Here is a 9,425-nt window from a genome sequence, read left to right on the forward strand (position 1 = left end):
CTGGGCGTCCAGCCAGGTCGAATCGGTGCGGGTCATGCGATGAGCTCGGAGAGGGCGACCCGCGGAGTTTGCTAGAATGCGCGCTGTCGTGGGGGGGTAGCTCAGCTGGGAGAGCGTCGCGTTCGCAATGCGAAGGTCGGGAGTTCGATCCTCCTCCTCTCCACCACCACACACCGAAGCGCCTGATTCCAGCCGGAGTCAGGCGCTTCTTGCTTTGCGGGCCAGGATCAGAGCCAAGCCCACAGGCGACGCAGCCAATACGGCGTGCGCGCAGGCGCGGGACGGTAGATCTGTCGGTGCAATGAGTGCATGGGAACCTCCGTGTGCGACTACTGTATATGCATACAGCTCTCTGCGCAATCGGGCGGCGCCAGTTACATCGGCACATCCCGGAACATTCCGACAAACCCGCTTCGCGAATGGGTGAGTAAGGTCAAACCCTCGGTCCCGCTCCCCGGGGCTGCAGGAGAAGAACCATGATGGACACTCGCTCTCGCCTCATCGATACCACCCGCCGTGCTTGGCTCCTGCGCGCCGGTGCCGGCTCGCTCGCGCTGGCCGTGCCCGCCCTGGGCATCGCGGCCGACGTGACCGACGACAGCACCTACGACGAAGCCGGCACCCTCAAGGCGGCCACCGACTTCTTCGGCCAGACCACCGAAGGGCTGGCGCAGGTGATCGCCAAGGCCTTCAGCGAGCAGGGGCGGCCCAATGCCTTCATCCGCGGCGAGGAGGTCTCTGCCGCCATCACCGCGGGCGTGCGCTACGGCGAAGGCGAGCTGGTGATGAAGTCCGGCGCCACGAAGAAGGTCTACTGGGCCGGCCCGTCGGTGGGCTTCGACCTCGGGGCGAACGCCTCGAAGGTGTTCGTGCTGGTCTACAAGCTGCCCGACGTGCAGGCCATCTTCAAGCGCTACCCCGGCGTCGACGGCAGCCTCTACTACGTCGGCGGCGTGGGCCTCAACTACCAGCGGCTCGACGGCGTGACGCTCGCGCCCATCCGCCTCGGCGCCGGCCTGCGTGCGGGCGCCAGCGTGGGCTACACCCACTACCGGCCGGAGAAGTCGCTCAATCCCCTCTGAGCGACGTCGCCGCCCGTGCAGGGCGGGCTGAAGTTGAATATCATCCTGCACTGATATTCAACCGAGCCCGCCCATGCCCGCATCGACCGCTTCCGCTCCCGCCGTCGCGAGCCGCCTGCGCCGGCGCGCCCTCGTGACGATGCTGCTGCTGGGCAGCGTGGTCGCACCGGCCCGCGCGGACGACCTGTCCGTCAGCCTCGAGGAAGCGCGCGCGGCGTGGGAGTCCGGTCGCGCGCTGCTGATCGACATCCGCGAGCCGAACGAGCACGCCACCGGCGTGGCCGCCGGCGCGCTGCTGCTGCCGATGAGCCAGATCGGCCGGCGGCTCGCGGAGATCCCGGTCGCTCCGGATGAGCCCGTCCTGCTGATCTGCAACACCCAGAACCGCTCCAGCCGCACGCTCCGGGCGCTGCGCGAGCGCGGCTACGGCCATGTGCGCTTCGTCAATGGCGGCATGAGCGAGTGGGCGAAGCGCGGCTGGCCGATGGTCGCCCCGCCGCGCTGAACGGACGCGCGGGACATGGCCATCGTTGCGCTGTACCGCGGCGACGCGCGCCATCCGCAGGCCCAGGCCTGCGCCGCCTGCGAGGTGCGCAGCCAGGCGCTGTTCGGCGCGCTCGACGACGAGGGGCTGGACCGCATCCACACCCGCATCGTCAGCCTCGACCTGCCCCCCGACGAGCCCGTCTACGGCCGCGGTGACGCCGGCCAGGCCGTGTTCACCATCCGCTCGGGCATCGTGCGCTTCGAACGCAGCACCGAGCACGGCGATCGCCGCATCGTGCGGCTGGCCGGCCGCGGCGACCTGATCGGCCAGGAGGCGCTGCTGCAGCGCCCCTATGCCGACGAGGCCGTCGCCTGCACGCCGGTGCAGCTGTGCCGGCTGCCGCGCCACCTGGTCGACGAGCTGGCCGCCTCCAGCGGCGGCATGCCGCGCGAGCTGATGCTGCGTTGGCAGTCGGCGCTCGATGCAGCGGAAGCCTGGGTGGCCGACCTGTCCACCGGGCCGGCGCGCCGCCGCCTGCTGCGCCTGCTCGAGCGGCTGAGCGCGCTCACCGAGCCCGGCCAGGCCGTGTGGCTGCCGCGGCGCGAGGAGATCGGCGCCATGCTCGACATCACCGTCGAGACGGCCAGCCGCATGATCAGCCAGTTGCGCCGCGAAGGCGTGCTCGCGCTGGCCGGCCCGCGCCACGCCACGGTGGATGGCCGGGCGCTGGCGATCGCCCTGCGCGCCGACGCAGCCTGATCGGCGCCGCCGTCATGCTGTCGCTGCAACTCGGCCCGCTCGCGCTGCCCGTCGCACCGCTGCTGCTGTTCGCCTCCGCCTGGCTCGCGATGACGCTGGCTTCGCGCCTGGCCGTGCCGGCACGCCGGCACGAGGCCGGCAATGCGGTCTTCCATGCCACGCTGGTTGGCCTGCTGGCCGCGCGCGTCACGCACCTGGCGTGGAACGCCTCGGCCTATGCGGCCTCGCCCTGGTCGGTGCTCGATCTGCGCGACGGCGGCTGGCACGCGGCGAGCGGCCTGCTGGCCGGCACGCTGTGGCTGGCGTGGCACGGCTGGAAAACGCTCGAACTGCGGCGGCCGCTGGGTTTCGGCCTGCTGGCCGGCGTGCTGGTCTGGACGGCGGGCTCGCTGGCCACGCAATTGCCACGCGAAGCCCGCATGCCCGAGGTGGCGCTCGCCGAACTCGTCGGCAACCGCCCCACCACGCTGGCGCAGGCCGCCGGCGGACGCCCGGCGGTGGTCAACCTCTGGGCCACTTGGTGTGGCCCCTGCCGCGCCGAGATGCCGGTGCTCGCCGCCGCGCAGCAGCGCACGCCCGACGTGGCGATCCTCTTCGCCAACCAGGGCGAGCGCGCTGCCACGGTGCAGGCGTACCTGGATCGCGAGCGGCTTGCCTTGCGCGACGTGCTGCTCGACGAACGCTCGGCCCTGGGCCCCGCCGTCGGCTCGCGCGGCCTGCCGACCACGCTCTTCTACGACGCCCAGGGTCGCCTCGTCGACGCCCACGTTGGCGTGCTCAGCGCAGCCTCGCTCGAGGCCCGGCTGACGCGCCTGCGCGAGTCTCGCTGAAACGTCTGAAACCATCGCGCACCGCGCGCGAAGTCGTGGTGAAACACGTGCTGCTGACACTGCTGTCCATCACGACAGGAGAGTCATCATGCAACGCACCCTCGCCACCGCCGCCTTCGCCCTGGCCACCTTTGCCGCCGCCATCCCGGCGCAAGCGCAGAGCTTCATCCAGACCCGCGATTGGGACGTCTATGTCGACCTGCCGACACGCTTCGCCTACGTGAAGACGCCCGTCAAGGGCTGGGTGTTCGTGCGCCAGCTCGACGCCGCGCAGATGGACCGGCTGCACCCGACCACGCTGACTGCGCTGCTGCCGCGCGAGGCCGAGGAGATCCACTGGGCCCACCCGGCCCTGGAGATGTCGCCGCGCCTGATGGCGATGCGCCTGGGCACCCAGGTGGCGGCCCAGCCGGCCGCCACGCGCGCCGAGTGAACCCCGTGCCGGCTCAGGCGTAGAGCTTGGCCTGTGCCTCCAGCGGCACCGGCTTGATCTTCGAGGCCCGGCCGGCACAGCCGAAGGCCTCGAAGCGCGCGATGCACACGTCGCGCGCCGCGGCCGTCGCGTCCTTGAGGAATTTGCGCGGGTCGAACTCGCCGCGGTCCTTGGCCATCGCGCGGCGCATCGCACCGGTCATCGCCAGGCGGATGTCGGTGTCGATGTTGACCTTGCGCACGCCGTGGCGGATGCCCTCCTGGATTTCCTCCACCGGCACGCCATAGGTCTCCTTGATGTCGCCGCCGTACTCGCGGATGACCGCCAGCCACTCCTGCGGCACCGACGAGGAGCCGTGCATCACCAGGTGGGTGTGCGGGATCTTCGCGTGGATCTGTTTGATGCGGTCGATCGCGAGGATGTCGCCGGTGGGCTTGCGGCTGAACTTGTAGGCGCCGTGGCTGGTGCCGATGGCGATCGCCAGCGCATCCACGCCGGTGAGCTTGACGAAGTCGGCCGCCTGGTCGGGGTCGGTCAGCAGCTGGTCGTGGGTGAGCGTGCCTTCGGCACCGACGCCGTCTTCCTCGCCGGCCTGGCCCGATTCGAGCGAGCCGAGGCAGCCGAGCTCGCCTTCCACCGACACGCCCACCGCATGCGCCATCTCGCACACGCGGCGCGTGACGTCGACGTTGTACTCATAGCTCGCCGGTGTCTTGGCGTCCTCGCGAAGCGAGCCGTCCATCATCACGCTGGTGAAGCCGCTGCGGATGCTCTGCATGCACACCGCCGGGCTGGCGCCGTGGTCCTGGTGCATCACGATCGGGATGTCGGGGTACATCTCGACCGCTGCCTCGACCATCTTGCGCAGGAAGGGCTCGCCGGCGTACTTGCGCGCACCGGCCGAGGCCTGCAGGATCACCGGCGCATCGGTCTTCTGCGCGGCCTGCATGATGGCCTGGATCTGCTCCAGGTTGTTGACGTTGAAGGCCGGCACGCCGTACCCGTGCTCGGCGGCGTGGTCGAGCAGTTGCCGCAGGGAGATCATCGCCATCGAGGGCTCCTGAAGATCGATGTGAGGTTCAATGGGTGGCGAGTTCGGGCGTGCGGGCCGCGGCCACCAGTCGTGTGGCGCGCACCGCCACCATCTCGGCGGTGATGCCGAACAGGCGGAACAGGTCGCCAGCCGGCGCCGATTCACCGAAGCGATCGAGGCCGACCACGTCGCCGTTCTCGCCGACGTACTTCCACCACAGGCCAGTGCTGCCGGCTTCCACCGCCAGGCGAGGCAGGTGGCGCGGGATCACCTCGGCACGCCAGGCATCGTCCTGCCGCTCGAAGACGTCGAGGCAGGGCACCGACACCACGCGGGCGGCAATGCCCTCCTCGCCGAGCAGCGTGGCCGCAGCCAGTGCCACCTGCACCTCGGAGCCGGTGGCGATCAGCACCACCTGCTCGTTCGCCGGCCGGCGCAGCACGTAGCCGCCGCGGGCAATCGCCTCGGTTCGCTCCTGCCCCGCCTCGCCGGCGTGCGGCAGGCCCTGGCGGCTGAGCGCCAGCGCGCTCGGTCCGTCGGCGCGGCGCAGGGCCTGGCGCCAGGCCACGGCCGTCTCGGTGGCATCGGCGGGGCGCCAGACATCCAGGCCCGGAATCAGCCGCAGGCTGGAGACATGCTCGACCGGCTGGTGCGTCGGGCCGTCCTCGCCCAGGCCGATGGAGTCGTGCGTGAACACGTGCACCACCGGCAGCTTCATCAGCGCCGACATGCGAAGCGCATTGCGCGAGTAGTCGCTGAAGGTGAGGAAGGTGCCGCCGTAGGGCCGGAAGCCGCCGTGAAGCGCCACGCCGTTCATGATCGCGGCCATGCCGAACTCGCGCACGCCGTAGTGCACGTGGTTGCCCGTGCCGGAGCCCAGCAGCGGCTGGTGGCCCTTCCAGTCGGTGAGGTTGGAGCCGGTCAGGTCGGCCGAGCCGCCGAGCAGTTCGGGGATGGCCGGCGCCACCGCATTGAGCACTTCCTGTGAGGCCTTGCGCGTGGCCACGGTGGCGCGCTTGGACTCCGTCGAGGCGATCGCATCGGCAAACGCCTTCTCCGTGCGGGCGTCCGGGACGCCCGGGCTGGCATGGCGGCGCAGCAACTCGTGGGCAAGCTCCGGGTGGGCCTCGGCATAGGAGCCGAAGCGCAGCTGCCATTCGTTGCGCGCCTGCGCGCCCTTGTCGCGCGCCGACCAGGCCGCACGCACCGCGTCCGGAATCTCGAAAGCCGGCCAGTTCCAGCCGAGTTGCTCGCGGGTCAGGCGGATCTCCTCGGCACCGAGCGCCTCGCCGTGCACCTTGGCCGTACCGGCGCGGTTGGGCGAGCCGTGGCCGATGGTGGTCTTGCAGCACACCAGCACCGGCTGCGTCGAGGTCTTCGCCGCGGCGATGGCGGCGTCGAGCGCCAGGCGGTCATGACCGTCGACGTCGCGGATCACCGTCCAGCCGCAGGCCTCGAAGCGGGCCGGCGTGTCGTCGCCGAACCAGCCCTTCACGTTGCCGTCGATCGAGATGCCGTTGTCGTCATAGAAGGCGACCAGCTTGTTCAGCCGCCAGGTGCCGGCCAGCGACACGGCCTCCTGGCTGATGCCTTCCATCAGGCAGCCGTCGCCGAGGAAGACCCAGGTGCGGTGGTCGATCACCGTGTGGCCCGGGCGGTTGAACTGCGCGGCCAGCAGCTTCTCCGCCAGCGCCATGCCCACCGCATTGGTCAGGCCCTGGCCCAGCGGGCCCGTGGTGGTTTCCACGCCGGGCGTGAGGCCATGCTCGGGGTGGCCGGGCGTGAGCGAATGCAGTTGGCGGAAGCGGCGCAGCTCGCTCATCGGCAGTGCATAGCCGCTCAGGTGCAGCAAGGCATACAGCAGCATCGAGCCGTGGCCGTTGGAGAGCACGAAGCGGTCGCGGTCGATCCACTGCGGGTCGGCCGGGTCGTGCTTCAGGTGGTGGCGCCACAGCGCTTCGGCGATGTCGGCCATGCCCATGGGCATGCCCGGGTGCCCGGAGTTGGCGGCCTGCACCGCGTCGATGGCCAGCACGCGCAGCGCGTTGGCGCACAGCGTGCGCAGGGCGGCGTGGTCGAGGGGCGTGTTCGTCATGGTCGTGCCCTCCGCTTCAGTTCGACAGCGCCTTGCGGCGGCGCTCCACCAGCCGAAGGATCATCGGCGTGAAGATCAGCTGCATCGCCAGCTCCATCTTCCCGCCCGGCACCACCAGCGTGTTGGCGCGCGACATCCACGAGTCGTGCAGCATGCTCAGCAGGTAGGGGAAGTCGATGCCCGCCGGGTTGGCGAAGCGGATCACCACGAGGCTCTCGTCGGCGGTGGGGATGGTGCGGGCGATGAACGGGTCGGAGGTGTCGACCACCGGCACGCGCTGGAAGTTGATGTGCGTGCGGGTGAACTGCGGGCAGATGTAGTGCACGTAGTCGGGCATGCGACGCAGGATCACGTCGGTCACCGCCTCGGTGGAGTAGCCGCGCATGTTCTTGTCGCGGTGGATCTTCTGGATCCACTCCAGGTTGATGACCGGCACCACGCCGATCAGCAGGTCGGGGTAGCGGGCGATGTCGACGGTGTCGGTGGTCACGCCGCCGTGCAGGCCTTCGTAGAAAAGCAGCTCGCTCTTGCGCAGGTCTTCCCACGGCGTGAAGGTGCCGGGCTCCTGGTTGTAGGGCGCGGCCTCGTTGGCGTCGTGCAGGTACTTGCGCGTCTTGCCGGTGCCGCTCTCGGCGTAGTCGCGGAACAGCGCCTCGAGTTCCTCGAACAGGTTGCCCTCGTGGCCGAAGTGACTGAAGGCGCGGTTGCCCTTGGCTTCCTCTTCGGCCATCTTCGCGCGCATGGTCTTGCGGTCGAAGCGGTGGAAGGCGTCGCCCTCGATGACGGCGGCGTCGACCTTCTCGCGGCGGAAGATGTTCTCGAAGGTGCGCGTCACCGAGGTGGTGCCGGCGCCCGACGATCCGGTGATCGCGATGATGGGGTGCTTGGCGGACATGGGAGTTCCCGGAGGTGAAGAAATTCGTGGGGCGCGAACGGGTACTCCTTGATCCCGCGCGCCGATGTCAGGTCATGTCGATCAGACCGTGGTGCTCGCGAACAGGCCACGCTTGCCGAACAGCGGTGACTTGTACGAATCCAGCGGCTCCTCGGCGTGGTAGCTCTCGATGCGGGCGACCTCCTCGGCCGAGCCGAAGATGAAGCCGATGCGCTGGTGGATGGACTCCGGCTGCACGTCGAGGATGCGCTTGTGCCCCGTCGTGGCGCGCCCGCCGGCTTGCTCGATCAGCATGCCGATCGGGTTGGCCTCGTACAGCAGGCGCAGGCGGCCGGGCTTGCTCGCGTCCTTGTTGTCGCGCGGGTACATGAACACGCCGCCGCGCATCAGGATGCGGTGCGTCTCGGCCACCAGCGAGGCGATCCAGCGCATGTTGAAGTCCACCCCGCGCGGCCCGGTGCTGCCCGCCAGGCATTCGTCGACGTAGCGCTTGACGGCCGGCTCCCAGAAGCGGCTGTTCGAGGCGTTGATGGCGAACTCGCGCGTCTTTTCCGGCACCTTCAGGCCGCGGTGGCTGAGCACCCATTCGCCGAGGCTGGGTTCGAGCGTGAACGCGTGCGTGCCATCGCCCATGCTCAGCACCAGCATCGTCGTCGGGCCGTAGATCGCGTAGCCGGCGCAGACCTGCTGCGTGCCCGCCTGCAGGAAATCCTCGGCCTTGGCGTCCTGCCCCGGCGTGGCGGCGCGCAGCACCGAGAAGATGCTGCCCACCGACACGTTGACGTCGATGTTCGACGAACCGTCCAGCGGATCGAACAGCAGCAGGTACTTGCCGCGCGGGTATTGCGGAGGCAGCGTGTAGGGCTCCTCCATTTCCTCCGAGACCATGCCGGCCACGTGGCCGTCCCACTCGGCCGAGCGCACGAACAGCTCGTTGCTCTCGATGTCCAGCGGCTTCTGCTCCTCGCCCTGCACGTTGACGCTGCCACCGACCTTTTCATGACCGCCGATCGGCGCGCCAAGTGCGCCCAGCGCCACCCTGCGCGCGATCGCCTTGCAGGCCAGCGATACGTCGGTGATCAGCGCGTTCAGTTCACCCGTGGCACCCGGGTGACGACGGCGTTGTTCGATGAGGAACTGCGTGAGGGTGGGTCTTCCGCCAGTGGGCATGACGGTCTCCTAGGAGTTGAGAATCGGTTCGGCGCCGGCGCGCGCAGCCCGCAGCGCCTGCAGCAGTTGATCGGGTGCGTCGATGCGCATCTGCGGCGGCCAGCCGCCCAGCTTGTCGTGGCCATAGCCCCAGGTGACCAGCATCGCCGGGCAGCCGGCGGCCTGCGCGCTGCGCATGTCGGGCTCGCTGTCGCCCACCATCAGCAGGTGGGGCGGCTCCACGCCCAGGCGATCGCAGGCGGCCAGCAGCATCGCCGGCGCGGGCTTGCGCAGCGCCGGTGTATCGGCGCCGTGCACGCCGGCCAGGAAGGGCAGCACCCCGGCGGCATCGAGCACGGCGCGCGCCAGCGGCGTGGGCTTGTTGGTCACCGCCACCATCGGCACCAGGCGGCGCAGCCCGGCCACCAGGTCGAGGATGCCGGGGAAGACACTGCCGCCGGACAGCGGTGCGGCCAGCGTGGCGGCATCGAACCAGCGGCGCAGGCGCCCGCGGAACTCGTCGTCGGCATCGCCCCGGCCCTGGTGGGCCAGCGCGCGGGCGATCAGCACGTCGGGCCCGTCGCCGATCCAGCCGCGCACCAGTTCGAGGTCGAAGCGCTGCAGCCCTTCCTTCTTCAGCGCGTCGTTCAGCGCGTGCTGGA

At 70.1% G+C, this 9,425-nt stretch carries 10 protein-coding genes and 1 tRNA gene; 6 read left to right on the forward strand and 5 right to left on the reverse strand.

Annotated elements, in window-relative coordinates; all coding sequences use genetic code 11:
• The first annotated feature begins 90 nt into the window (after window positions 1-90).
• The 6 genes from AB7U92_RS15160 (at window position 91) to AB7U92_RS15185 (ending at window position 3,591) form a co-directional block, all read left to right on the forward strand.
• Window positions 91-166: transfer RNA gene (locus AB7U92_RS15160), tRNA-Ala, on the forward strand.
• Between the two features lie 310 nt (window positions 167-476).
• Window positions 477-1,082: a DUF1134 domain-containing protein gene (locus AB7U92_RS15165; RefSeq protein WP_428578431.1), complete on the forward strand. Its 606-nt coding sequence runs from the start codon at window positions 477-479 to the stop codon at window positions 1,080-1,082.
• A 139-nt stretch (window positions 1,083-1,221) separates the two neighbouring features.
• A complete protein-coding gene (locus tag AB7U92_RS15170; RefSeq protein ID WP_428578434.1) occupies window positions 1,222-1,587 on the forward strand; it encodes a rhodanese-like domain-containing protein in 366 nt (121 codons plus the stop codon).
• 15 nt (window positions 1,588-1,602) lie between these two features.
• Window positions 1,603-2,328, forward strand: coding sequence for a Crp/Fnr family transcriptional regulator (locus tag AB7U92_RS15175; protein WP_428578437.1), 726 nt, complete (start codon window positions 1,603-1,605; stop codon window positions 2,326-2,328).
• A gap of 14 nt (window positions 2,329-2,342) precedes the next feature.
• A complete protein-coding gene (locus AB7U92_RS15180; RefSeq protein WP_428578440.1) occupies window positions 2,343-3,158 on the forward strand; it encodes a redoxin family protein in 816 nt (271 codons plus the stop codon).
• Between the two features lie 88 nt (window positions 3,159-3,246).
• Entirely contained in the window at window positions 3,247-3,591 is a 345-nt protein-coding gene (locus AB7U92_RS15185) for a hypothetical protein (protein WP_428578443.1), read from the forward strand.
• Window positions 3,592-3,604: 13 nt separating this feature from the next.
• Here AB7U92_RS15185 and fba read toward each other — a convergent pair whose 3' ends face one another.
• The 5 genes from fba to AB7U92_RS15210 all read right to left on the reverse strand — a co-directional run.
• Entirely contained in the window at window positions 3,605-4,642 is a 1,038-nt protein-coding gene (gene fba, locus AB7U92_RS15190) for a class II fructose-bisphosphate aldolase (RefSeq protein WP_428578446.1), read from the reverse strand.
• A gap of 28 nt (window positions 4,643-4,670) precedes the next feature.
• Window positions 4,671-6,719: a transketolase gene (gene tkt / locus AB7U92_RS15195; RefSeq protein WP_428578448.1), complete on the reverse strand. Its 2,049-nt coding sequence runs from the start codon at window positions 6,717-6,719 to the stop codon at window positions 4,671-4,673.
• A 16-nt stretch (window positions 6,720-6,735) separates the two neighbouring features.
• Window positions 6,736-7,614, reverse strand: coding sequence for a phosphoribulokinase (locus AB7U92_RS15200; RefSeq protein WP_428578451.1), 879 nt, complete (start codon window positions 7,612-7,614; stop codon window positions 6,736-6,738).
• A gap of 81 nt (window positions 7,615-7,695) precedes the next feature.
• Window positions 7,696-8,784: a class 1 fructose-bisphosphatase gene (locus tag AB7U92_RS15205; RefSeq protein WP_428578454.1), complete on the reverse strand. Its 1,089-nt coding sequence runs from the start codon at window positions 8,782-8,784 to the stop codon at window positions 7,696-7,698.
• Between the two features lie 9 nt (window positions 8,785-8,793).
• The coding region (locus AB7U92_RS15210) for an HAD-IA family hydrolase (protein ID WP_428578457.1) at window positions 8,794-9,425 on the reverse strand (632 nt) is incomplete at its 5' end.

Origin of the sequence: Piscinibacter sp. (assembly GCF_050175855.1) — a bacterium.
GTDB lineage: Bacteria > Pseudomonadota > Gammaproteobacteria > Burkholderiales > Burkholderiaceae_C > Piscinibacter.

What these genes read in the sequence shown, in the direction of transcription:
- AB7U92_RS15185 (WP_428578443.1), top strand. Translation starts at nt 3,247, where the DNA reads ATGCAACGCACCCTCGCCACCGCCGCCTTCGCCCTGGCCACCTTTGCC.
- AB7U92_RS15180 (WP_428578440.1), top strand. Translation starts at nt 2,343, where the DNA reads ATGCTGTCGCTGCAACTCGGCCCGCTCGCGCTGCCCGTCGCACCGCTG.
- AB7U92_RS15165 (WP_428578431.1), top strand. Translation starts at nt 477, where the DNA reads ATGATGGACACTCGCTCTCGCCTCATCGATACCACCCGCCGTGCTTGG.
- AB7U92_RS15200 (WP_428578451.1), bottom strand. Translation starts at nt 7,614, where the DNA reads ATGTCCGCCAAGCACCCCATCATCGCGATCACCGGATCGTCGGGCGCC.
- tkt (WP_428578448.1), bottom strand. Translation starts at nt 6,719, where the DNA reads ATGACGAACACGCCCCTCGACCACGCCGCCCTGCGCACGCTGTGCGCC.
- AB7U92_RS15175 (WP_428578437.1), top strand. Translation starts at nt 1,603, where the DNA reads ATGGCCATCGTTGCGCTGTACCGCGGCGACGCGCGCCATCCGCAGGCC.
- AB7U92_RS15205 (WP_428578454.1), bottom strand. Translation starts at nt 8,784, where the DNA reads ATGCCCACTGGCGGAAGACCCACCCTCACGCAGTTCCTCATCGAACAA.
- AB7U92_RS15170 (WP_428578434.1), top strand. Translation starts at nt 1,222, where the DNA reads ATGCTGCTGCTGGGCAGCGTGGTCGCACCGGCCCGCGCGGACGACCTG.
- fba (WP_428578446.1), bottom strand. Translation starts at nt 4,642, where the DNA reads ATGGCGATGATCTCCCTGCGGCAACTGCTCGACCACGCCGCCGAGCAC.